The 24,631-nt window shown below is 74.1% G+C and carries 13 protein-coding genes; all 13 read left to right on the top strand.

Annotation, left to right across the window (positions count from 1 at the left end):
- Positions 1 to 3,381 (top strand): SDR family NAD(P)-dependent oxidoreductase (locus C2142_RS17320; protein ID WP_206670983.1); only part of this gene is annotated, 3,381 nt, incomplete at its 5' end.
- A 7-nt stretch (positions 3,382 to 3,388) separates the two neighbouring features.
- Positions 3,389 to 9,577 carry a type I polyketide synthase gene (locus C2142_RS17315; protein WP_148643478.1) on the top strand — a complete coding sequence of 2,063 codons (6,189 nt, stop codon included), beginning with the start codon at positions 3,389 to 3,391 and terminating at the stop codon, positions 9,575 to 9,577.
- 190 nt (positions 9,578 to 9,767) lie between these two features.
- On the top strand, positions 9,768 to 10,718 hold the full coding sequence (locus C2142_RS17310; RefSeq protein ID WP_148643477.1) for a proline iminopeptidase-family hydrolase: 951 nt from the start codon (positions 9,768 to 9,770) through the stop codon (positions 10,716 to 10,718).
- Positions 10,715 to 11,920, top strand: a complete 1,206-nt coding sequence (locus C2142_RS39940; protein WP_148643476.1) for a cytochrome P450 — start codon at positions 10,715 to 10,717, stop codon at positions 11,918 to 11,920. Before C2142_RS17310 ends, C2142_RS39940 begins: the two co-directional genes overlap by 4 nt.
- On the top strand, positions 11,917 to 12,159 hold the full coding sequence (locus C2142_RS39935) for a ferredoxin (RefSeq protein ID WP_241002635.1): 243 nt from the start codon (positions 11,917 to 11,919) through the stop codon (positions 12,157 to 12,159). The genes C2142_RS39940 and C2142_RS39935 overlap by 4 nt, the downstream gene beginning before the upstream one ends.
- An 11-nt stretch (positions 12,160 to 12,170) precedes the next feature.
- Entirely contained in the window at positions 12,171 to 13,157 is a 987-nt protein-coding gene (locus tag C2142_RS17300) for an ACP S-malonyltransferase (protein WP_174315657.1), read from the top strand.
- 69 nt (positions 13,158 to 13,226) lie between these two features.
- Positions 13,227 to 13,475: a phosphopantetheine-binding protein gene (locus tag C2142_RS17295; protein ID WP_148643474.1), complete on the top strand. Its 249-nt coding sequence runs from the start codon at positions 13,227 to 13,229 to the stop codon at positions 13,473 to 13,475.
- A complete protein-coding gene (locus C2142_RS17290) occupies positions 13,475 to 15,067 on the top strand; it encodes an AMP-binding protein (protein WP_148643473.1) in 1,593 nt (530 codons plus the stop codon). The genes C2142_RS17295 and C2142_RS17290 overlap by 1 nt, the downstream gene beginning before the upstream one ends.
- 197 nt (positions 15,068 to 15,264) lie before the next feature.
- Positions 15,265 to 16,749 carry an AMP-binding protein gene (locus C2142_RS17285; RefSeq protein WP_241002634.1) on the top strand — a complete coding sequence of 495 codons (1,485 nt, stop codon included), beginning with the start codon at positions 15,265 to 15,267 and terminating at the stop codon, positions 16,747 to 16,749.
- Positions 16,746 to 17,975 (top strand): type III PLP-dependent enzyme, encoded by a 1,230-nt coding sequence (locus C2142_RS17280; protein WP_148643471.1) that lies wholly within the window; start codon positions 16,746 to 16,748, stop codon positions 17,973 to 17,975. The genes C2142_RS17285 and C2142_RS17280 overlap by 4 nt, the downstream gene beginning before the upstream one ends.
- On the top strand, positions 17,972 to 18,475 hold the full coding sequence (locus tag C2142_RS17275; RefSeq protein ID WP_148643470.1) for a cobalamin-dependent protein: 504 nt from the start codon (positions 17,972 to 17,974) through the stop codon (positions 18,473 to 18,475). Before C2142_RS17280 ends, C2142_RS17275 begins: the two co-directional genes overlap by 4 nt.
- Before the next feature lie 86 nt (positions 18,476 to 18,561).
- On the top strand, positions 18,562 to 19,836 hold the full coding sequence (locus tag C2142_RS17270) for a methylaspartate mutase (RefSeq protein ID WP_241003215.1): 1,275 nt from the start codon (positions 18,562 to 18,564) through the stop codon (positions 19,834 to 19,836).
- Between the two features lie 184 nt (positions 19,837 to 20,020).
- Positions 20,021 to 24,631, top strand: a 4,611-nt coding sequence (locus C2142_RS39930) for a type I polyketide synthase (RefSeq protein ID WP_241002633.1), incomplete at its 3' end; no start/stop codon positions are given.

Here is a 24,631-nt window from a genome sequence, read left to right as displayed (position 1 = left end):
AACGGGCCTTCCTCGGTGGTGATTTCGGGTGCCGAGAAGGCGGTCCGCAAGATCGTGGAGAAGCTGGAGGCGGCGGGCACCGGCGTCAAGCAGCTGACGGTGTCGCACGCGTTCCACTCGCCGCTGATGGAGCCGATGCTGGAGGAGTTCCGGGCCGTGGTCCGGGGCCTGTCCTTCGCCGAGCCCAAGGTCGCCGTGGTCTCCAACGTGACCGGCCGGATCGCGGCCGGCGAGGAGCTGTGCGACCCGGAGTACTGGGTGCGCCACGTCCGCCAGGCCGTGCGCTTCGCCGACGGCGTCCGCTCCCTCGAAGAGGCGGGCGTGACCCGCTTCCTGGAGCTGGGCCCGGACGGGGTGCTGACGGGCATGGCCCAGGCCTGCCTGGCCGAGGCCGACGACGCCCTGCTCGTGCCCGCCCTGCGCAAGGGCCGCGACGAGGCCCCGGCCCTGCTGGCCGCCCTCGCCGCCGTGTTCGAGGCGGGTGCGGACGTCGACTGGACGGCGCTGTTCACCGGCACCGGCGCCCACCGCGTCGACCTGCCGACCTACGCCTTCCAGCACGAGCACTACTGGCTCGACGCCGGCCCGGTCGCCGCCGGATTCGTCTCCCCGGAGCACCCCTTCCTGGTCTCCTCGGTCGAACTGGCCGGGGACGAGGGCGGGTTGTTCACCGGCCGGCTCTCCGTCCAGACCACGCCGTGGCTGGCCGACCACGCCTTCGGCGGGGCGACGCTCTTCCCCGGCACGGGCTTCGTCGACCTGGCCCTGCACGCCGGCGACCGCGTCGGCTGCGGGCGCGTCGCCGACCTGGTGCTGGAAGCGCCGCTGGTCCTGCCGGAGAAGGGCGCGGCCGACATCCAACTGTCGGTCGCCGGCCCGGACGCGGACGGCTCGCGCCGCTTCACCGTGCACGCACGCCAGGTGGGTGCGCCGGCCGAGGTGCCGTGGACGCGGCACGCGACGGGCGCCCTCGCGGCGGCGGCCACCCGGCCGTCGTTCGACCTGGCGGCGTGGCCCCCGGCCGGCGCCGAGCCGATCGAACTGGCCGGCATGTACGAGACGTTCGCGGACGGCGGGCTGCTCTACGGCCCGGCGTTCCAGGGCCTGACGGCCGCCTGGCGGCACGGGGACGACGTCCTGGCCGAGGTGGCACTGCCGCAGGAGCCGACGGCGGGCGCGGACGGGTTCGGTCTGCACCCGGCCGCACTCGACGCGGCCCTGCACGCGATCGGACTGGCGCGGGAGTCGGAGCGGGCGGAGCTGCCGTTCGCCTGGTCCGACGTGGAACTGTTCGCCACCGGGGCGACCCTGCTGCGGGTGCGGCTGCGCCCGGTGGCCGGCCAGGGCGCGGTGGCCCTCGACGTCGCCGACGCCCAGGGGCTGCCGGTGGCCTCGGTCGGCTCGCTGGCCCTGCGGCCGGTGTCCGCCGGCGAGGTCGGCACGGGGGCGTTCCACGACTCCCTCTACCGGGTCGCCTGGACCCCCGCCCCGGCCGGCACCGTCCGGCGGACGGGCACCTGGGCGCTGCTGGCCGACCGGCCGGACGAGCTGGCGGGCCGCCTGGACGCCGTCCCCGCGAAGGAGGCGGCCGCCGCGGTCGGCGCCGATGTGGTGCTGCTGCCGGCGGGCGCGCCGGCAGCCGGCCCGGACGCCCCGGCCACGGCCTCGCCGGAGGCCGTGCGCGCCGAGACGCACCGCGTCCTGGAGGTGCTCCAGGAGTGGCTCGCGGACGAGCGCTTCGCCGCCGCCAAGCTGGTCGTCCTGACCGGCGGCGCGGTCGGCCCGATCGAGGACGACGGGCCGGGGGCCGACCCCTCGGGCGCGGCCGTCGGCGGTCTGGTGCGCTCCGCACAGGCGGAGAACCCCGGCAGGATCGTCCTGGTCGACGTGGACGGCGACGAGGCGTCGCTGCGGGCGCTGCCCGCCGTGCTGGCCTCCGGCGAGGAGCAGGCCGCCGTCCGGGCGGGCACCGTCCTGGTGCCGCGCCTGGTCCGGGTGGCCGAGGAGCCGGCCGGTGCGGAGCCGCAGTCCCCGTGGGACGGCGAGGGCACCGTCCTGATCACCGGGGCGACCGGCGGGCTGGGGCCCGTCTTCGCCCGTCACCTGGTGGCCGAGCACGGCGTCCGGCACCTGCTGCTGCTCAGCCGCAGGGGCGCGGACGCGCCGTCCGCGCCGGAGCTCCGGCGCGAGCTGGAGGCGCTGGGCGCCGAGTCGGTCCGTTTCGCGGCCGCCGACGTCGCCGACCGGGCCGCCCTGGCCGGGGCGCTCGACGGCGTCCCCGCCGGGCACCCGCTGACCGCGGTGGTGCACGCGGCCGGTGTGCTGGACGACGCTACCGTCGCCTCCCTCACCCCGGAGCGCCTGGACGCCGTCCTGCGGCCCAAGGCGGACGCGGCCTGGCACCTGCACGAGCTGACCCGGGACCTCGGCCTGAAGGCCTTCGTCCTGTTCTCGTCGGTCGGCGGGGTCCTCGGCGGCCCCGGCCAGGGCAACTACGCCGCCGCCAACGCCTTCCTGGACGCCCTCGCCCAGCACCGGGCCGCGGCCGGACTCCCCGCCACCTCGCTCGCCTGGGGCCTCTGGGGCACCGGCGGCATGGGCGGCGGCCTCTCCGACGCCGACGTGCGGCGCGCCGCACGCTCCGGCGTCGCGGCGCTGACCGAGGAGCAGGGCACGCGGCTCTTCGACGCGGCGCTCGGGACCGGCCTGCCGGCCCTCGTCCCGGTGGCCCTGGACCTCAGGACGCTCGGCCGCGCGGGCGCCGACCAGTTGCCGTCCCTGTTCCAGGGGCTGGTGCGCCCGGCCGTCGCCCGGCGTACGGCGGGGACCACCGCCTCCGGTGCCGACGCCCTGCGGGGCAGGCTCGCCGCGGCCTCGTCCGACGACGAGCGCGAGGCGGTCCTCGTCGAGCTGGTGCGCGGTCAGGCCGCGCTGGTGCTCGGCCACAAGGACACGGACTCCATCGAGGTCGAGCGCGCCTTCGGCGAGCTGGGCTTCGACTCGCTGACGTCGGTGGAGTTCCGCAACCGCATGGGGGAGGAGACCGGCCTGCGGCTGCCCGCCGGACTGATCTTCGACTACCCGAGCATCCGGGTCCTCGCCCGGCACCTGCGGGAGCAGCTCGCCCCGCAGACCCCGGTGGCCGCCGCCGACGGGCTGCCCGCCGACCCGGAGGCACGGGTGCGGCTCGCCCTCCAGTCGATCCCGCTGGCACGCCTGCGGGAGACCGGGCTGATGGAGAGCCTGCTCGAACTGGCCGGGCTCGGCGAGCCCGCCGGGGACGCGGCGGACGACCGGGGCGGCGACGCCGAGGACATTGACGACATGGACGCCGAGAGCCTCATCTCGATGGCGCTCAACGACACGACGCGGGAGGCGTGAGGCCGACATGGGCCAGAACGATTCGAAGCTGGTCGAGGCACTGCGGTCCTCGCTGAAGGAGACCGAGCGCCTGCGGGAGCAGAACCGCAAGCTCGTGACGGCCACGCGTGAGCCGATCGCGATCGTCGGCATGGCCTGCCGCTTCCCCGGCGGCGCGGCCGGCCCGGACGAGCTCTGGGAGTTCGTCCGGGACGGCCGGGACGGCATCAGCCGCTTCCCCGCCGACCGCGGCTGGGACCTCGAACGGCTCCACGACCCGCAGAGCGAGCGGGCCAACACCAGCTACAGCGACCAGGGCGGCTTCCTGCACGACGCGGGGGAGTTCGACGCCAGGTTCTTCGGCATCGGCCTGCGCGAGGTGGCGGGCCTGGACCCGCAGCAGCGGCTGATGCTGGAGACCTCCTGGGAGGCGATGGAGCACGCCCGGATCCGCCCGGCCACGCTCCAGGGCACCCGGACGGGCGTCTTCACGGGCGTGATGTACCACGACTACCCGAACAGCTTCGGCAGCGGGAACATCGTCTCCGGCCGGGTCGCCTACACCTTCGGCCTGGAGGGGCCGGCGGTGTCGGTGGACACCGCGTGCTCGTCCTCGCTGGTCGCCCTGCACCTGGCCGTGCAGGCGCTGCGCCGGGGCGAGTGCGACCTCGCGCTGGCGGGCGGCGTCACCGTGATGGCGACCCCGGGCACCTTCGTGGAGTTCAGCCGCCAGCGCGGGCTGGCACCCGACGGGCGCTGCAAGGCGTTCGCCGAGGCGGCGGACGGCACCGGCTTCGCCGAGGGCGTCGGCGTGCTCCTGGTGGAGCGCCTCTCGGACGCCCGGCGCAACGGCCACCGCATCCTGGCGGTGGTCCGCGGTTCGGCGGTGAACCAGGACGGTGCGAGCAACGGCCTGACGGCGCCGAACGGCCCCTCGCAGCAGCGGGTGATCCGGGCGGCGCTGGCCGACGCCGCGGTGGCGCCGGCCGACGTCGACGTGGTGGAGGCGCACGGGACGGGTACGACGCTGGGCGACCCGATCGAGGCGGACGCCCTGCTGGCGACGTACGGCCAGGGCCGGCCGGAGGGCAGCCCGCTCTGGCTGGGCTCGGTGAAGTCGAACCTGGGCCACACGCAGGCCGCGGCGGGCGTCGCCGGGGTCATCAAGATGGTCCAGGCGCTGCGGCACGAGGTGCTGCCGAGGACGCTGCACGTGGACGCGCCGTCCTCGCACGTGGACTGGAGCGCCGGCGACGTCGAGCTGCTGACGCGGGAACAGCCGTGGGAGCGGAAGGACGGTGCGCCGCGCCGGGCCGGTGTCTCCTCGTTCGGCATCAGCGGGACCAACGCGCACGTGATCCTGGAGGAGGCGCCGGCGGTCGAGGAGGCCTCCGAGGAGCCGGGGGCGGGCTGGCCGTCGGGTGTGCCGGTGCCGCTCGCGTTCTCCGGCCGCACGGAGGAGGCCCTGCGGGCCCAGGCGGACCGCCTGCACGCGTTCGTCGCCGCCGACGCCTCCCGCCTGCCGGACGTCGGCCTCTCGCTGGCGTCCTCGCGGACGGTGTTCGACCGGCGCGCGGTGGTGCGGGGTTCGACACGCGAGGAGCTGCTGACCGCCCTGGCCGCGGTGGCCGAGGGCGGCTCCCCGGAGCTGCGGACCGGCCGGACGGCGTTCCTGTTCACCGGGCAGGGCAGCCAGCGCGTCGGTATGGGGCGTGAACTGGCCGGGGCCTTCCCGGTGTTCGCGTCCGCGCTGGACGAGGTGTGCGCTCTGCTGGACGCCGAGCTGGGCGTCTCGCTGCGCGAGGTGATCGCCGGCGAGGCCGGTTCGCTGGACGACACGGTCTACACGCAGACGGCGCTGTTCGCCGTCGAGGTGGCGCTGTACCGCCTGGTCGAGTCGCTCGGTGTCCGGGCGGACTTCCTGGCCGGGCACTCGGTCGGCGAGATCGCGGCCGCCCACGCGGCCGGGGTGCTGTCGCTGGCCGACGCGTGCAAGCTGGTCGCGGCGCGCGGCCGGCTGATGCAGGCGCTGCCGGCCGGTGGCGTGATGGTCGCCGTCCGGGCGTCCGAGGCCGACGTGCTGCCGCTGCTGGAGGGCCGGGAGGCCGAGATCGGCATCGGGGCCGTCAACGGGCCCGACTCCGTCATGATCTCGGGTGCCGAGAAGGCCGTCCGGGAGGTGGTGGAGCGGCTGGAGGCGACGGGTGTCGCCATCAGGCAGCTGCCCGTCTCGCACGCCTTCCACTCGCCGCTGATGGAGCCGATGCTGGAGGACTTCCGGGCCGTGGTCCGGAGCCTCTCCTTCGCCGAGCCCAAGGCCGCCGTCGTCTCCAACGTCACCGGCCGGATCGCCGCCGGCGAGGAGCTGTGCGACCCGGACTACTGGGTGCGCCACGTCCGCCAGGCCGTCCGCTTCGCCGACAGCGTCCGGGCGTTGGAGGAGGCCGGCGTCACCCGCTTCCTGGAGCTGGGCCCCGACGGCATCCTGTCCGGCATGGCCCCCGCCTGCCTGGACAGGCCCGGCGACGCCCTGATCGTGCCCGCCCTGCGCAAGGGCCGCGACGAGGCCCCGGCCCTGCTGGCCGCCCTCGCCGCGCTGTTCGAGGCAGGCGTGGACGTCGACTGGACGGCCCTCTTCGACGGCACCGGCGCCCGCCGCACCGACCTGCCGACCTACGCCTTCCAGCACGAGCGCTTCTGGCTCGACGCGGCGGCCGACCTGAGCGACGCGGCCGCGTTCGGACAGGTCGACGCCGGGCACCCGTTCCTGCGGGCCGGTGTCGAACTCCCCGACTCCGACGGGTTGGTCCTGACCGGTCGGATCGGGCTGGACACCCACCGCTGGCTCGCCGACCACACGGTGGCGGGCACGGTCCTGCTGCCGGGGGCGGCCGTGGCCGACCTGGTGCTCAGGGCGGGCCGGCAGGTCGGCTGCGAGCGGATCCGGGACCTGACCCTGACCGCCCCGCTGGTGCTGCCCGAGAGCGGCGCCGTCGTGCTCCAGGTGGTGCTCACCGGCGCCGACGAGGACGGCGAGCGCGAGGCCCGGGTGTACGCACGGGCCGGCGACGCGGAGGACGGCACCGAGTGGACGCGGCACGCCACCGGTGTGGTGGCGGCGGGCCACGGCGCGCCGGGCGCCGACGGCGCCGCGTGGCCGCCGCCGGGCGCGCAGCCCGCCGACGTGGCGCAGCTGTACGCGGACCTGGCGGAGAGCGGTCTGGTCTACGGTCCGGTCTTCCAGGGGCTGCGCGCCGCTTGGACGCTGGCCGACGAGGTGTTCGCCGAGGTCGTCCTGCCGGACGGCGCGCAGGCCGACGCCGAGTCGTTCTCCCTGCACCCGGCCGCCTTCGACGCGGCCCTGCACGCGGTGGGCCTGTCCCCGGCCGTGGGCGACGGCGGCCTGCCGTTCGCCTGGTCCGACGTCGAGGTCTTCGCCACCGGCGCGACCGCCCTGCGGGTGCGGGTCCGGGCGGCGGACGAGCCGGGCGCCGTGACGCTCGACCTGGCCGACGGCGAGGGCCGCCCGGTGGCCTCGATCGGCTCCCTGGCCGTGCGCCCGGTGCCGGCCGGCGGGCTGAGGCCCGCGGGCACCGGAGACGCGCTGTTCCAGCTGGACTGGCTGGTCGTCCCCACGCCCAAGTCCGTTGCCGGTACGGCGGGCTGGGCCGTGTTGGGCGGCGACGTGCCCGCGCTCGGGGCCGGCACGCCGGTGTACCCGGAGTTCGACGCGCTGGCCGCGTCGCTGGACGCGGGTGACGCCGCGCCCGAGGTGGTCGTCCTGCGGCAGCCGCCGGCGGCCGGCGCGGGCACCGCGGAGCACGCGCACGCGACGGCCCGGTACACCCTGGAGGTCCTCCGGCGCTGGGTCGTGGACCCGCGCCTCGACGCCTCCCGCCTGCTGGTCCTCACCGAGGGCGCGGTGGCGGTCTCCGCCGACGAGGCCGTGCCGGGGCTCGCCGAGACCCCGGTCTGGGGCCTGCTGCGGTCCGTGCACCAGGAGTACCCGGGCCGCTTCACCACGGTGGACGCCGAGATAGCCGGGACGGCGCCGCGCCTGCTGGCGGCCGCGGTGGCCCTGGACGAGCCCGAGCTCGCGGTCCGCGGGGGCCGGCTGCTGGCCCCCCGCCTGCGCCGGGCATCGCAGATCGACGCGGCCACCGGGACGCCCGTGTTCGACCCCGAGGGCACCGTGCTGATCACCGGCGGCACCGGCGGGCTCGGCCGGGTGGTCGCCCGGCACCTGGTGACGGCGCACGGCGTGCGGCACCTGCTGCTGGTCAGCCGCCGCGGCGAACAGGCCTCGGGTGCGGTGGAGTTCCGCGACGAGCTGCTCAGGGCGGGCGCCGCGGGCGTCACCCTCGCCGCCTGCGACGTCGCCGACCGTTCGGCGCTGGCCGGGCTGCTCGCCGCGGTGCCGGCCGCGCACCCGCTGACCGCCGTGGTGCACTCGGCCGGCGTGCTGGAGGACGGCACCATCGCCACGCTGACCCCCGAGCGGCTGGAGCGGGTGATGCGTCCGAAGGTGGACGCCGCCGTGGCCCTGGACGAGCTGACCCGGGACGCCGGCCTGGCCGCGTTCGTCCTGTTCTCCTCGCTGGCCGGCACCATGGGCAGCGCGGGGCAGGCCAACTACGCCGCGGCCAACGCCTTCCTGGACGCCCTGGCGCAGCGGCGCAGGGCCGCCGGCCTGGCCGCCGTCTCGCTCGGCTGGGGCCTGTGGAGCGCGACCCTCGGCATGGCCGAGTCGATCAGCGAGGCCGACCGGCAGCGCCTGGCGGCCTCGGGGATCCTGGCGCTCTCCACCGACGAGAGCCTGGAGCTCTTCGACGCGGCGCTCCGCGCCGACCGGTCCAGCCTGATGCCGGTGCGGCTCGACACGGCGCCGATTAGGGCCATGGCGTCCGTGGTCGACGTGCCCGCGGTGCTGCGCGAGCTGGTGCGGGTGCCGGTGCGCCGGGCCGCCGGGGCGGGTGTCACGGGCGGTCTGCCGGCCGACTTCGCCGCTCTGGACGCCGCCGAGCAGGAGCGGATCCTGCTGGGCGTCGTGCTGAGCCGGACGGCCGTCGTCCTCGGCTACGCCTCGGCGGACGAGGTGGAGCCGGAGCGGGACTTCCTGGAGGCCGGCGTGGACTCGCTGTCCGCGACGGAGATCCGCAACGTGGTGAACAAGGCGACCGGTGCGGACCTCACCACCAGCGCCCTGTTCGACCACCGCAACCCGGTGGCGCTCGCCGCCCACCTGCGCGAGCGGCTGGCCGCCGTCGGCGAGCGGGCCGCGCGGCCCGGCCCGGCCGCGCCCGAGGCGGACCGTCCGGGGGAGGACCCGGAGTCCTTCCGCGGCCTGTTCCGCCAGGCGGTTTTCAATGAGAACCTGCCGGGCGGCATCCGGCTGCTGAAGGCGGCCGGGTACATCCGGCCCTGGTTCCACTCGCTGGCGGACCTGGAGAAGGCGGCCGCCGAGGGCGGTCAGGGGGCGGCGGCGCTCCCCGAGCCGGTGCGGCTGGCGCGCGGGCCGCAGGGCCCGGCGCTGGTCTGCCTGCCGTCGCCGATGGCGATGGGCGGCGCCCAGCAGTACGCCAGGTTCGCGGCGGGCTTCCGCGACGTGCGGGACGTGGTCGCCCTGCCCGTGATCGGCTTCCACGCCGACGACCGGCTGCCGGCGACCGCGCCGGCGGCCGTGGAGGCCTTCGCCGCGCAGATCCTCCAGGCGGCCGACGGGCAGCCGTTCGTGATCGTCGGCTACTCGTCCGGCGGGCAGTTCGCGCACGCCGCGGCGGAACACCTGGAGCGCGCGGGGACCCCCGCGGCCGGGGTGGTGCTCCTCGACTCCTACCTGCCGAACACCGGCGACGACGACAACCAGTCGCACGGGTTCTGGGGGCAGATGATGGTCGGCATGTTCGACCGGGAGGACGACTTCGGGGGGTTCAACGTGACCCGCCTGGGCGCCATGGGCCGCTACGTCGAACTGATCGGCGGTCTGCGGCCCGCCGAGATGGAGACCCCGGTGCTGTTCGTACGGCCCACGGAGTCCTTCGTGGCCGTACCCAAGGCCGGTGAGGAGGAGTGGCGGGCGGTCTGGCCGACCGCGCACACCCTCACCGAGATTCCGGGTACGCATTTCACCATCATCGAGGCCTATGCGGCGGACGCGGCCGCGGTCGTCGAGGACTGGGTGTCGGTGACATGCCGTCAGTTTGCGTCCGGCCGTTGAGGAATTCCCGGGCTCTGGGGTTCGTAGGGGCTGCTTAGGGGGCTGTCCGGGGAAGGCGGCTCGTATAGCGTGCGTCCACAGGACACAGGTCCCGTGCGCCGTCAGTACGGGCACGTCCTCCCCGGTGGACCCAGGCAGTTCAGCCCGGAGGTGGGTAATTTCGCCGGACAAATCGGAGAGGAATACAACGATGTCTAGACCGCCGAGTGCCAAGGGTGTTGTTTCCTTCGGGAAATACAAGACCTGGTACCGCGTGACCGGGGACCTGACTTCCGGCAGGCCCCCGGTAGTGGTTCTGCACGGGGGCCCCGGCAGTACCCATGATTACCTGCTGGCGCTCACCGAACTCGCCGACGCCGGCTGGCCGGTCATCCATTACGACCAGATCGGCAATGGCGGTTCCACCCATCTCCCGGACCGGGGGAAGGACTTCTGGACCGTCCAGCTCTTCAAGGACGAACTGGAAAACCTGCTCGACACGTTGAACGTGGCGGACGACTACATCCTGTTCGGCCAGTCCTGGGGCGGCATCCTCGGTGCCTCCCACGCGGCCGAGCGGCCGGCCGGCCTGCGGGGGCTGGTCATCGCCAACTCCCCTGCCTCCTACGTCCTGTGGCTCCAGGAGATGGAGGTGCTGCGGGCCGCCCTGCCCGCGGACATCCAGGAGACGCTGCGCCACCACGAGGCGGCCGGCACGACGGACAACGAGGAGTACTTCGCGGCGATGCGGGTCTTCTACGACCGCCACGTCTGCCGGGTCGTGCCCTGGCCACGGGACTTCGTCGCCTCCTTCATGGAGATCTACGACGACCCGACCGTCTACTACACCATGAACGGCCCCAACGAGTTCCACGTGGTCGGGACGCTCAAGGACTGGTCCGTCGAGGACGAGCTGGACCGCATCAAGGTGCCGACCCTGCTGATCACCGGTCGGCACGACGAGGCCACGCCGGCCACGGTGCAGCCGTACTTCGACCGGATCCCCGAGGTCCGCTGGGAGATCCTGGAGGACTCCAGCCACCTCCCGCACCTGGAGGAGCCCGAGCGGTTCAAGGAGATCCTGCTCGGCTACCTCGAAGGACTGCTCCCCGGCGCCGGGCTGCCCCCCGGCGACGAGATACCACCCGGAGGTCGTGGATGACGGCGAGCACATCACGGGTACACGCGTACCCGTTCAGCCCTGCCCGGGCCCTGGAGCTCGACCCCGCCTACGCGCAGCTGCGCGCCGAGGAGTCGCTGAGCCGGGTACGGATGCCGTTCGGTGAGACCGGCTGGCTCGTCACCCGGGCCGCGGACGTGCGACTGGTGATGAGCGACCCCCGGTTCAGCCGGGAGCTCGCGAACGCCGGCGACCCGCCCCGGCTGCGCGAGGTCGACGTCTCGGGAACCGGCCTGCTCGGCATGGACCCGCCCGACCACGCCCGCGTCCGCAAGATCATGGCGAAGGTGTTCACCGCCCGCCGGGTCGAGACGATGCGGGAGGCCACCCAGCAGACCGTCGACGGACTGCTCGACGAGCTGGTCGCACGGCCCGGGGACCGCGTCTTCGACGTGGTCGAGTCCCTGGCCTTTCAGATCCCCTCGGCGGTCATCGGCAAGCTGATGGGCCTGGAGGACAAGGACCAGCAGAACATCAAGGAGTGGTCCCAGGCCATCATGTCCACGGCCGAGGGCAGCGAGGACTCGGTCCGCGAGGGCTTCGAGGCGCTGTTCGGCTACGTCGCCGAACTGGTGGCGACCCGCCGGGCCCACCCCACGGACGACCTGGTCGGCATCATGGTCGGGGCCCGGGACGAGGGGCAGCGCCTCAGCGAGGAGGAACTCGCCACCCACATCGTCGGGTTGATCACCACCGGCGCCGAGACCACCTCCTCGCAGATTCCGAACTTCCTGTACGCGATCCTCACCCACCCCGATCAGCTCGGCCTGCTGCGCCGGGACCCGGCGCTGGTGCCCCGGGCGGTCGAGGAGCTGCTGCGCTGGATCCCGTTCAACTCCGCCGCGCTCTTCCCCCGTTGCGCGAGGGAGGACGTGGACATCCGGGGCACGACGGTCCGCGCGGGCGAGTTCCTGCTGCCGTCACTGTCGGCGGCCAACCGCGACCCGGCGGTCTTCGCCGACCCGGACCGGCTGGACATCACCCGTGAGCACAACCCGCACATTGCCTTCGGGCACGGCGCGCACCACTGCGTGGGCGCCCAACTCGCCCGGCTGGAGCTTCAGGTGATGCTCGGCACGATGGTGCGGCGCTTCCCGGAGCTGGCCCTGGCCGACGATCCGGACAGCGTCCCCTGGAAGCGGGGCCTGGTGCGCGGCCCGCTCGGTCTGCGGGTGACCTGGTGAGTGAACTGCCCGGAACGCGCTGGAACATCACCGTCGACACGGTGGCCTGCATCGGTTCGTCGATGTGCGTGGCCGCGGCGCCGCGCCACTTCGTCATGGACGAAGCCGACAAGGCCGTCGCGCTGGCCGGCACGGTCGGCCCCGACCAGGCGGTGCTCGACGCGGCCGAGACCTGCCCGGCCCTCGCCATCACGGTCACCGATGCAGAGACCGGCCGTCAACTGGCCCCAGAGGCCTGAGAGGTAGCTTCATGAACACCGTGACCAGAGCGGACGCCGCGATCAGAGCGGAGACCGCGATCGTCTTCCCCGGCATGAGCGCCTCCCCCTTCGCCGAGGTCGGCAAGTTCATGCTGATCAACCCGGCCGCCCGCGAGCTCGTCGCGCGGGCGGACGAGGCGCTCGGCTACGACCTGCTCGACCGGTTCCGGGACGACCAGGACGGCGGCGACTACTCGGAGGCCTCCCAGGTGGCCTTCCTGGTGAACTGCCTGGCCTCCGCGGAGTGGGCGGCCGGACAGCTCGGCTTCGTGCCCGAGGTCTGCACCGGCCCCAGCTTCGGCGAGAAGGTCCTCGCCGCGTACTCGGGCGCGCTCTCCTTCGAGGACGCCGTCGTGATGACGGCCGAGGTCGCCCGCTGCATGGAGGACTGGTTCCGCACCGAGCACCAGGACGTCGTGACGCACTCCTTCCTGCGCACCCCGCAGGAGCAACTGAAGGAACTGTTCGCCGAGTTCGACGAGCGCGGCGAGTTCCACGAGGTGTCGTGCTACGTCGACCACGACTTCCACATGGTGTCGATGCGCGAGCCGAGCCTGGAGTGGTTCCTGCCGAAACTGCGCTCGCTGGGCGGCATGTCGCTCTACACCATGCGGCCCCCGGTGCACTGCACGGCCTTCGGGGCGCTCCGGGACCGGGTCGAGCAGGAGGTCTTCGGCCGGCTCGCGTTCCAGGACCCGAAGCTCCCCGTGGTCGCGGACCAGGACGGCCGGGTCCTGACGACCGCCGCCGAGGTGCGCGCCATGCTGCTCGACAGCTTCGTCACGCCGATGCGGTGGCCGGCGGTCGTCGCCACGCTGAAGGACCTGGGCGTGAGCAGGGTCTGCGTGTCGGGGCCCGACTCGCTGTTCGGCCGCGTCCCGGTGACCCGCGACAACTTCGAGGTCGTCGCGGCCTCGCCCGCCGCCGCCATGCGTCCGCGCTCCCGCGCCCGCCGGGCGGCGGCGGACGCGGCCTGAGCCCGTTCCACCCGGGCACCGCCCGGCCCCCCTCATCCGCCTCCACCTCACCGACCAGGGAGACCACCCATGTGGGACGAGACCTTCGAAGAGATCCTGCTCACCTACCTGCCGTTCCTCGACGAGGACGAGAAGCTGGAGGCCGACACGCCGCTGCGTGACCTCGGCCTCGACTCGCTCGGCACCGTCGAGCTGCTGGCCTCGCTGGAGAACGCCTACGACGTGCGCTTCCAGGACGACGCGCTGAGCCTGGAGACCTTCCGGTCGCCGGGTGTCCTGTGGGCGGCGCTCTCCTCGCTGCTCCAGCCGGCCGCGTGATGGCCGAGCCGTCTGCGCACACACTCGCCGGGCGGTTCCTGCGCGGCCTGGCCCTCTCGCCGCAGCGCGCGGCGTTCCGGGCCGGGGCCGAGACGCGCACGTACGAGCAGACCCACGAGCTGGCCCTGCGCTGGGCCGGCTCGCTGCTCGCCGCGGCGGACGGGCGGCCCGCGGCCGTCGGCGTCCTCGCGGGCAAGGGCGTCACCGCCTACACCGGCATCCTGGCGGCGCTCTACGCGGGCGCCGCCGTGGTGCCGCTGCGGCCCGACTTCCCGCAGGCCCGGACCAGGGCGATGCTGGACGCGGCGCCGCTGTCGGCGGTCATCGCGGACGGTCCGGGCAGCGCCGCGCTGCCCGGACTGCTCGGGCCCGGGAGCGACGTCCCGGTGCTCGTCCCGGACGACGCGGTGCTGGGCGCCGGCCTGCGCCGGGTCGACGTCCAGGACCGGCACGCGCTCGACGCGCCCGTCGCCGTCGCCCCGGAGGACCGCGCCTACCTGCTGTTCACCTCCGGCTCGACCGGGCGGCCCAAGGGCGTGCCGCTCACCCACGGCAACACCGCGCACTACTTCGACCTGCTCGACCGGCGCTACGACTTCAGCCCGGACGACGTGTTCTCCCAGACGTTCGACCTGAACTTCGACTGCTCGCTGTTCGACCTGTTCTGCGCCTGGGGCGCCGGGGCGACCGCCCACTGGGTGCCGCCCCAGGGCTACCGGGACCTGCCCGGCTACCTGGCCGAGCACCGGATGACGGTGTGGTTCTCCACCCCCAGCGGCATCTCGCTGGCCCGCCGCACCGGCGCCCTCACCCCGGGCGCGCTGTCCGGCCTGCGCTGGAGCTTCTTCGCCGGTGAGGCGCTGAAGTGCCAGGACACGGCCGACTGGCAGCAGGCGGCGCCCGGCTCGGTCGTCGAGAACCTGTACGGCCCCACCGAGTTCACCGTCACCATCGCCGCCCACCGCTGGGACCCGCAGCTCTCGCCGGGCCTGGCCGTCAACGGCGTGGTGCCGATCGGGGCCGTCCACGAGGGCCACGAGTACGCCCTGCTGGACGCGGACGGCCGGGTGGTGCCCGACGAGGGCGAACTCTGCATCTCCGGACCGCAGATGGCCCCCGGCTACCTCGACCCCTCCGACGCCGACGGCCGCTTCGTCGAACGCGACGGCCGGACCTGGTACCTCACCGGCGACCGGGTCCGGCGGGTCGGTGATCCGGCCGCCGGCCAGCTCGCCTACCTCGGCCGGATGGACGCGCAGGTCCAGCTCCAGGGCTGGCGGGTCGAGCTCGCCGAGATCGACCACGCGCTGAGCACCGTCGAGGGCGTCACGGAGGCCGTCACGGTGGACGCGGTGACGGACGACGGCACCCAGCTCGTCGTCTTCTACACCGGTCCCGAGGCGGTCCGCCCCGCCGCGTTCGCGAAACAACTGGGAGAGATCATTCCGCAAGGGCTCCTGCCCAAGCGGTATGTACTGCTCGGTGAATTTCCGCTGAACGCCAACCGGAAAGTCGACCGCAAGGAACTGAGGATTCGCGCGGTCGCCCTGATTGCCGCCGGTAAAGAAGCCGGCGGCAGTAGGGGGAACTAGGGGTGGTGTGTCCGGCCCTCCGCTAAGTAGCGTCGTTGGGGATTGAATCCCCCATTCGAGGTCCGCGCCGGCCGATTTGCCCGGCCGGCGCGGCTCCCGGATTCGGCGACAGGAGAATGGCGTTGGACACCCTTTCCTACGGGGATCGAATAACCGCAGAAATAACCGCTGCGGGGAATTCCGGCCGCACCGGACTCGTGCATGAACTGCTGGCCGAAGCGGTGGCCGACTCGGCCGGCTCGACGGCCGTCAGCGACACCGCCGGCAGCTGGACGTACGAGCAGCTGGACACCCACGCCCAGGCGTTCTCCGCCTGGCTGGCCGACCAGGGCCTGCGCCGCGGCGACCGGCTCGTGGTGCAGGTCCCCACCACCCGGGAACTGGTCGCCATGTTCTTCGGCGCCGCCATGCGCGGCGTCGTCTTCGTCCCGCTCAATCCGGGGATGAAGAACTTCCACCTCGGGCCCGTCCTGGAGAACGCGGAGCCGGCCCTGGTGCTGGTGACCGCGGCCGCCGCGGAGAACGTCGAAACCCTCACCGGGGCGGTCGTCCGCGACCAGGACTCGGTCTGGACCGAGATCGAGAAGTACACCGAGGCCGGCGCCCGCACCGAGCACGCCGCGGTCGAACCGGACGACGTGGCCGTCCTCGTCTACACCTCGGGTTCGACCGCCGCCCCCAAGGCGGTGATCTGCCCGCACGCCCAGATCACCTTCGCGTCCGCGGCCATCGAGGACGTCATCGGCTACCGCCCGGGCGACGTGGTCTTCTGCCGCTTCCCGATCTCCTGGGACTACGGCCTCTACAAGGTCCTGCTCTCCGTCCTCGGCCGCTCCGAGATCGTCCTCGCCGACGGCGCCTCCGACCTGGTGCTGCTGCGCCGCATCCGCGAGTCCGGGGCCACCATCGTGCCGATCGTGCCCTCGCTGGCCGCGATGATCGTGCGCCTCGCCGAGCGCGAGGACGACCCGGCGCCGAAGGTCCGGCTCTTCACCAACACCGGTGCCGCACTGCCGCAGGCCACCATCGACGCGCTGCGGGCCAAGTTCCCCGGCTGCCGGGTGGTCCGCCAGTACGGGCAGACGGAGTGCAAGCGCATCACCGTCATGCCGCCCGCGCAGGAGCGCGAGCGTCCCGACGCGGTCGGCCTGCCGCTGCCCGGCACCGAGGTGCTCATCCTGGACGAGGACGGCCGCGAACTGCCCCCCGGGGAGATCGGCGAGATCGTCGCGGTGGGCCCCCACGTCATGCCCGGCTACTGGCGCAACCCCGAGCAGACCGCCCGGGCGTTCCGCACCGACCCCGTCACCGGCGCCCGCCGCCTGCACACCGGCGACTACGGCCGCCTCGACGAGGACGGCTACCTGTACTTCGACGGCCGGCGCGACGACATGTTCAAGCGCAAGGGCGTGCGGATGAGCACCGTCGAGATCGAGTCCGCCGCCACCGACATCGACGGCGTGCGCGCCGCCGCCGTGCTGCCCCCCGAGGGGGAGCGCGACCTCGTCCTGTTCGTCGAGACCGAGCGCGGCCGGGCCGAGGTCCTGCGCGAGCTCAACGCCCGCCTGGAGGCCCAGAAGGTGCCCTCCACCTGCTACGTCGTCGACGCGATACCGCTCACCCAGAACGGCAAGAACGACAAGAAGAAGCTCGTCGAGCTTCTTGAGGGGACCTCCAAGTGACCCGTTACGCCGACCTCGCGGAGCGCTACGGCACTCCGCTGTACGTCTACGACCTCGACCGGGTCCAGGCGGCCAGGGACGACCTCTTCGCCTCGCTCCCGGAGGGCTTCGAGCTCTTCGCCGCGGTCAAGGCCAACCCGCACCCGGAGGTCCTCCGGGCCCTGCGGGAGGGCTCCGACCACGCCTGCCGTGCGGAGATCAGCTCCACCGGCGAGCTCACCGCCGCCCTGACCGCCGGGTTCGACCCGGCGGAGATCCTCTACACCGGCCCCGGCAAGACCGACGGCGAGCTGGACGAGGCGATCGCCAAGGGCGTGCGGACGTTCTCCGTCGAGTCGGCCACCGACCTGGAGCACATCGGCGCCGTCGCCGTGCGCCACGGTGTCGTCGCCGACGCCCTGCTGCGCATCAACAGCGTCTCGGCGAGCGCCACCACCAGCATCCGGATGACCGGCGCCCCCTCGCAGTTCGGCATCGACAGCGAGACCCTCGTCGAGCTGATGCCGCGGCTGCGCGCGGTGCAGGGCGTCCGCCTCGCCGGCGCCCACTTCTTCCCGCTGAGCAACGCCCGCGACGAGGACTCCCTCATCGGCGAGTTCCGCAACACCGTCGCCGTCGCGGCCAAGACCTTCGCCGACACCGGCATCGAACCGCGGTTCCTGGACATCGGCGGCGGCTTCTCCGCCCCGTACGCGGTGCCGGGCAAGCGCCCCGTCTACACCCGGCTGCGCGCCGCGCTCACCGAGATCCTCGACGAGCACTTCCCGCGCTGGCGGGAGGGGTTCCCCACGGTGGCCTGCGAGTCCGGGCGCTACCTCGTCGGCGACGGCGGCACGCTGCTCGCCGGGGTGGTCAACATCAAGGAGAGCCGCGGCCGCACCTTCGTCATCCTCGACGCGGGCATCAACACCTTCGGCGGCATGTCCGGCCTCGGCCGCCTGCTCCCGGTCGCCGTCAGCCCCGACCCGCAGGACGCGGACACCACCGAGTGGACCAAGGCCAGCCTGGTCGGCCCGCTCTGCACCCCCGGTGACGTCCTGGGCCGCGACGTGAAGCTGCCGCCGCTGGACGGCGGCGACGTCATCGAGATCCCCAACGCGGGCGCGTACGGGCCCACGTCGAGCCTGCTGATGTTCCTCGGCCGCCCGGCCCCGACCGAGGTCGTGGTGCGCGGCACCGAGGTCGTCTCCGTCTCCCGCATCGAACACGTCAGGACGTACGCATGAGCGAGCTCACCCTGACCGGTACCGCTGCGGTCGCCGCCGGCCCGAACACGACCACCCTGCCCGCCGCCCCCGACCGCCGGGGCGGGACGGTGATCGTCAGCGGGCTCTCCTCGGACGCCCACACCTGGAACCTCGTCTTCCTCCAGCTGCTGATCGAGGAGCTCGGCTACGAGGTCGTCAACCTCGGCCCGACCGTCCCGGACGAGCTGCTGGAGTCGGAGATCCGGGCGCACGACCCGGCCCTCGTGGTGATCAGCAGCGTCAACGGCCATGGCTACCAGGACGGCGTGCGGGTCATCCGCAAGCTCCGCGCCGTCCCCGCCCTGGCCCGCACCCCGATGGTGATCGGCGGCAAGCTGGGCATCTCCGGCGGCAGTGACGAGGCCCGCCTCCAGGAGCTGGTGGACGCCGGCTTCAACGCCGTCTTCGAGGACGGCCGCACGGAGCAGGGCTCCTTCGAGCGCTTCCTGGTGACACTGCCGCAGAAAGCGCTCACGTGACCGAGGAGAACGCCAAGGCCCCCGCCGTCCCGGCGGGAGTCCCCGAGGCCCGGACGGAGACCGTCCCCGCGGACTTCGGCCGCTTCGTGCGCGCCGCGCACGAGGCGGGCCGGCTGGTGGTGCAGCCGCGCATGGGGTTCAGCGACCCCGCGCGGATGCGCCGCGGCCTGGCCGCCACCAGGAACGCCCGCGCCACCACCGTCGGCACCCTCACCCTCGACAGCTACACCCGGGTCGGGGACACGGCGGCGGTCGACGAGGCGCTGCGCCTGGGCACCGGCATCAACGGCTACCCGATCGTCAACTACAGCCGCGAGCAGACCCGGGAGGTCCTCGCCGGGCTGCACGGCCCCGGCTTCCCGGTGCAGGTCCGGCACGGCTCCGCGAAGCCGTTCCACATCTTCGAGGCGCTCGTGCGGGCCGGCCTCAGCGCCACCGAGGGCGGCCCCGTCTCCTACTGCCTGCCGTACGGGCGCACCCCGCTCGACCAGTCGGTCCGCGAGTGGGACCGCTCCAGCAGGCTCTTCTCGCAGTTGCGCGAGAGCGGTGTCGAACCGCACCTGGAGTCCTTCGGCGGCTGCATGCTCGGGCAGCTCTGCCCGCCGAGCCTGCTGGTGGCGATCAGCGCCCTGGAAGCGCTCTTCTTCCACCGCTGCGGCATCCGCAGCATCTCGGTCAGCTACGCCCAGCAGACCCACCCGGAGCAGGACGTCGAGGCGGTCGCCGCCCTGCGCGCCCTGTGCGCGCGGCTGCTGCCGGACACCGTCTGGCACGTGGTGATCTACACCTACATGGGGGTGTACCCGACCACCGACGCCGGTTCCTACGCGCTGCTCGGCGAGGCGGCCCGGCTGGCGGCGCGGACCGGCTCGGAACGCATCATCGTGAAGACCGTCGCGGAGTCCCGGCGCATCCCCACCATCGAGGAGAACGTCGCGGCGCTGGAGTACGCCTCGGACGTGGCGGCCGCCGAGGCCGCCGTCCCGGCCCTCGGCGCGGGGGCGGGTGACCGGCAGGGCGGCGGCCCCCGGCCCGACTCCCAGACCTACACCGAGGCCGCGGCCCTCGTCGACGCGGTGCTGAACCTCCACGACGACGTGGGCCAGGCACTGCTGCTCGCCTTCAAGCGCGGGTACCTCGACGTCCCCTACTGCGTGCACCCCGACAACATGGGGCGCACCCGCAGTTTCATCGACGGCACCGGGCGGCTCCGCTGGGCGACCACCGGGGCCCTGCCGATCGGGCGCGTCGCGGAGGCTTCGGGGAACCGGAGGGTGACGTCCCGTGAACTCCTGGACGCGCTCACGTACATACAGCGCACCTTCGACGACGAGGCCTTCCGGAGCCCGCTGCCCGGATAGCGGTGGCCCTCCGGTCCGGCTCCCGGCATAGGGGCCGTTAGGGGTGTGGCCCGCCTGATCCCTGTCGTTAGTTTTGGGGCGTATTGCCGTCCGGAGCGTGGAGGGCCTACCGCCCGGAGCCCGGGGCGTCTGCCGCCCGACCCTTTCGCCTGCCAGCAACTGGATGAGTAGTGGAGTGCGCGGAATGAGCGAGTCCGAAAACTTGGTTCACCAGACGGGTGGCGCGCCGGTGCAGGACTGCAGCGCGCTGGCCCGCCGTCTGTCGGGGCTGAAGCCGGCCGAGCAGCTGCGCGCTGCGGTGGCACTGGTCGGCGAGCAGGTCGTCGAGACGCTGCGGCACGCCGGCGCCGAGGTGCCGCGTGTCGTCGACGAGAACCGCCCCTTCCTGGAACTGGGCTTCGACTCGCTCGCCGCGGTCGACCTCCACGCGCGGCTGGCCGCGGCGACCGGGCTCGACCTGCCGGTCACCCTCGCCTACGACCACCCCTCGACCGCCGCGCTCGCCGCCTTCCTGCGGGGCACCGCGCTCGGCCTGGTCGCGGAGACCGTGGTCGCCGAGCGGATCGGCGACCACGACGACCCGATCGCGATCGTCGGCATCGGCTGCCGCTACCCGGGCGACCTCGGCTCGCCCGAGGACCTCTGGGGCCTGCTGATGGACGAGGCCGAGGTGATCGGCCCGTTCCCCAGGGACCGCGGCTGGGACGTCGACGGCATGTACGACCCCGAGCCCGGCGTGCCCGGCAAGAGCTACGTGCGCGAGGGCGGCTTCCTCTCCGAGGCCACCCTCTTCGACGCCGAGTTCTTCGGGATCAGCCCGCGCGAGGCGGTCGGCATGGAGCCGCAGCAGCGGCTCGTCCTGGAGACCGCCTGGGAGGCCCTGGAGCGGGCCGGCATCGCCCCGCAGACCCTGCGCGGCGGCCGCACCGGCGTCTACGTCGGCGCGGAGGTGCACGACTACGGCACCCGCATCCAGGACGCCCCGGACGGCCTGGCCGGCTACCTGATGACCGGCAACACCCCGAGCGTCATCTCCGGCCGGCTCGCCTACCTGCTCGGCCTCGAAGGCCCCGCGATGACCCTGGACACCGCCTGCTCCGGCTCCCTGGTCGCGCTCCACCTGGCCGCCAACTCGCTGCGCCAGGGGGAGAGCACGCTCGCCCTGGCCGGTGGTGTCACGGTCATGGGCAGCCCCGGCATGTTCAGCGCCTTCAGCGCGCAGCGCGGCCTCGCCCCCGACGGCCGCTGCAAGCCGTTCGCGGCGGCGGCGGACGGCACCGGCTTCTCCGAGGGCGTCGGCATCTTCGTGCTGGAGCGGCTCTCCGACGCGCGTCGCAACGGCCGCCGGGTCCTCGCGCTGCTCCGCTCCTCCGCGATCAACCAGGACGGCGCCAGCAACGGGCTCACCGCCCCCAGCGGCCCCTCGCAGCAGCGCCTCATCCTCCAGGCCCTGGCCAACGCGGGCCTCACCTCCGCCGACGTCGACGCCATGGAGGCGCACGGCACCGGCACCACCCTGGGCGACCCGATCGAGGCCCAGGCCGTCCTCGCCACCTACGGCCAGGGCCGCCCGGCCGACCGGCCGCTGCTCCTCGGCTCCATCAAGTCCAACCTGGGCCACACCCAGGCCGCCGGCGGCGTCGCCAGCGTCATCAAGATGGTGATGGGCATGCAGCACGGCATGCTGCCCAAGAGCCTCCACGTGGACGCGCCGAGCCCGCACGTCGACTGGTCCACGGGCCGGGTCGAGCTGATCACCGAGACCAGGCCGTGGGTGGCCGCCGAGGGGCAGCCCCGCCGGGCCGGCATCTCCGCGTTCGGCATCAGCGGCACCAACGCGCACGTGATCATCGAGGAGGCCCCGCCGGCCGAGAAGGCGGAGGCCGCGGCGCCCGCCGAGCCCGTCGCCGAGTACCCCGGCACCCTCGTCCCGTGGCTGGTCTCCGGCCGCGGCGCGGAGGCCCTGCGGGGCCAGGCCGTCCGCCTCGCGGGCTTCGCCTCCGGCTCCGACGCCCCGCCCGCCGAGGTCGGCCACGCGCTGTCCACCACCCGTGACCACCACACCGACCGCGCCGTCGTCCTCGCCGCCGACCGGGACTCCTTCGTGGCGGGGCTGACCGCGCTCGCCGAGGGCGTCCAGGTGCCCGGCGTGGTGTCCGGCCACACGGGCCCCGGCCTGCTCGCCTTCCTCTTCACCGGCCAGGGCGCCCAGCGCCTCGGCATGGGCCGTGAGCTGTACGACACCTTCCCGGTGTTCGCGGACGCGCTGGACGACGCCGCGGACATCCTGGACCTCCAGCTGGAGACCCCCCTCCTCGACGTGGTGTTCGCCGAGCCCGGCAGCCCCGAGGCCGCGCTCCTGGACCAGACCGCCTACACCCAGACGGCGCTCTTCGCCGTCGAGGTGGCGCTCTTCCGCCTGCTGGAGTCCTTCGGCGTGCGCCCCGACCACCTGGCCGGCCACTCCGTCGGCGAGATCGCCGCCGCGCACGTCGCGGGGGTCTTCTCGCTGGAGGACGCCTGCGTCCTGGTGGCCGCCCGCGGCCGGCTGATGCAGGCGCTGCCGGCCGGCGGCGTCATGGCGGCGGTCCGCGCCGCCGAGGCGGACGTGCTGCCGCTGCTGGCGGGCCGCGAGCACGAGGCCGGGATCGCCGCGGTCAACGGCCCGGCCTCCGTGGTGATCTCGGGTGCCGAGGCCGCGGTGGACGAGATCGTCGCCGCGCTGGCGGAGCAGGGCATCAGCGGAAAGCGGCTGACGGTCTCCCACGCTTTCCACTCGCCGCTGATGGAGCCGATGCTGGAGGAGTTCCGGCGGGTGGTGCGGGCCGTCCGCTTCGGCGAGCCGCAGATCTCCGTCGTCTCCAACGTCACCGGCCGGCTCGCCACCGGCGAGGAGCTGCGCGACCCCGAGTACTGGGTGCGCCACGTCCGCGAGGCCGTGCGCTTCGCCGACGGCGTCCGCGCGCTTGAGGAGGCGGGTGTCACCACCTACCTCGAACTCGGCCCCGACGGCGTGCTCACCGCCATGGCGCAGCCCTGCCTCCAGCACTCCGACGAGGCCCTCCTCGCCCCGGTCCTGCGCCGGGACCGCCCGGAGGAGCGCGAGCTGCTCACCGCGCTCGCCCACGTCCACACCCGCGGGAACGCGGTGGACTGGACGCCGTTCTTCCCGAACGCCGTCTCCCCGGCCCTCGACCTGCCGACGTACGCCTTCCAGCGCCGCCGCTACTGGCTGGACGCGGGCACGTCCCAGACCGACCCGGCCTCCGTCGGCCAGCTCGCCGTCGACCACCCGCTGCTCGGCGCGGGCGTCCAGCTGCCCGGCACCGACGGCGTCGTGCTCACCGGCCGCCTGGACCTGCGCAACACCCCCTGGCTCGCCGACCACGCCATCCGCGGGCAGGTCCTGCTCCCGGGCACGGCCTTCGTGGAGCTGGCCGTCCGGGCCGGTGACCAGGTCGGCTGCCAGGCCCTGGAGGAGCTGACCCTGCAGGCCCCGCTCATCCTCCCGGAGACCGGCGGGGTCGCGGTCGGCATCGTGGTCGGCCCGGCCGACGACTCGGGCCGCCGCACCCTGGCGATCCACTCCCGCGCCGGCGACGACGCCTCCTTCGACGCGTCCTGGACCCAGCACGCCCAGGGCGTCCTCGCCCCGGAGGCCGGCCCGGCCGCCCCGGCGGAGCTCACCGCCTGGCCGCCGCAGGAGGCCACCGCGCTCGACCTCTCCGGCGCCTACGCCCGGATGGCCGAGCAGGGCTACGACTACGGCCCGGTCTTCCAGGGGCTGCGGGCCGCCTGGCGGCGCGGCGACGAGATCTTCGCCGAGATCGCCCTGCCCGAGGGCGAGCAGCCCGTCGCGGCCGCGTTCGGGCTGCACCCGGCGCTCCTCGATGCCGCCCTCCAGGCCGCCGACCTGGCGTTCCCCGACGCCGGGACCGACGACGACGCGACCCTGCTGCCCTTCGCCTGGAACGACGTCACCCTGCACGCGGTGGGCGCGGACAGGCTCCGGGTGCGCATCGCGGTCGACGGCCGGGAGAAGTCCTCGCTGCTGATCGCCGACGGCACGGGCCGGCCGGTCATGTCGGTCGGCTCGGTGCTGGCCCGTCCGGTCTCCTCCGCCCAGCTCTCCTCGACCGGCGCCGGCCCGCTCTACCGCCTCTCCCTCAAGGAGCTCGCGGTGGATGCGGGTGTGGTGCGGGAGGGTCGTTGGGTGGCGCTGGGCGCCGGGGTGCCCGGTGTGGAGCCGGTTGCGGACCTGGGGTCCGCGGCGGGTGCGGACGTGGTGCTGCTGCCGGTGGGCGGCGACGACGTGCGGGAGGCCGTCTCCGGTGTGCTGGCGACGGTTCAGTCCTGGCTGGCGGACGGCGGGTTCGAGTCGGCGCGGCTGGTGGTGCTGACGGAGGCCGGTTCGCTGGCCGGCGGTGCGGCGGCCGGTCTGGTCCGGTCGGCGCAGGCCGAGGAGCCCGGGCGGTTCGTGCTGGTGGAGCTGGCCGGCGGTGACGCGTCGCTGTTGGCGGCCGCGGTGGCGTCGGGTGAGCCGGAGCTGGCCCTGCGTGAGGGCGGGGTGTTCGTGCCGCGGCTGGCGCGGGCCGAGGCCGGGTCGGGGTCGCCGTTCGACGGTGCCGGGACGGTGCTGGTGACCGGTGGTACGGGTGGTCTGGGTGCGGTGGTGGCCCGGCACCTGGTGACCGGGCACGGTGTGCGGAGCCTGGTGCTGGTGAGCCGTCGTGGTGAGGCCGCGCCGGGTGCGGTGGAGCTGCGGGACGAACTGCTGGGTCTGGGTGCGGAGTCG

It is taken from the genome of Streptomyces sp. CB01881 (assembly GCF_002953255.1).
Taxonomy (GTDB): domain Bacteria; phylum Actinomycetota; class Actinomycetes; order Streptomycetales; family Streptomycetaceae; genus Kitasatospora.
This window is presented reverse-complemented; position numbering and strand designations above follow the sequence as displayed.

What these genes read in the sequence shown, in the direction of transcription:
- C2142_RS17315 (WP_148643478.1), top strand. Translation starts at nt 3,389, where the DNA reads ATGGGCCAGAACGATTCGAAGCTGGTCGAGGCACTGCGGTCCTCGCTG.
- C2142_RS17310 (WP_148643477.1), top strand. Translation starts at nt 9,768, where the DNA reads ATGTCTAGACCGCCGAGTGCCAAGGGTGTTGTTTCCTTCGGGAAATAC.
- C2142_RS39940 (WP_148643476.1), top strand. Translation starts at nt 10,715, where the DNA reads ATGACGGCGAGCACATCACGGGTACACGCGTACCCGTTCAGCCCTGCC.
- C2142_RS17300 (WP_174315657.1), top strand. Translation starts at nt 12,171, where the DNA reads ATGAACACCGTGACCAGAGCGGACGCCGCGATCAGAGCGGAGACCGCG.
- C2142_RS17295 (WP_148643474.1), top strand. Translation starts at nt 13,227, where the DNA reads ATGTGGGACGAGACCTTCGAAGAGATCCTGCTCACCTACCTGCCGTTC.
- C2142_RS17290 (WP_148643473.1), top strand. Translation starts at nt 13,475, where the DNA reads ATGGCCGAGCCGTCTGCGCACACACTCGCCGGGCGGTTCCTGCGCGGC.
- C2142_RS17275 (WP_148643470.1), top strand. Translation starts at nt 17,972, where the DNA reads ATGAGCGAGCTCACCCTGACCGGTACCGCTGCGGTCGCCGCCGGCCCG.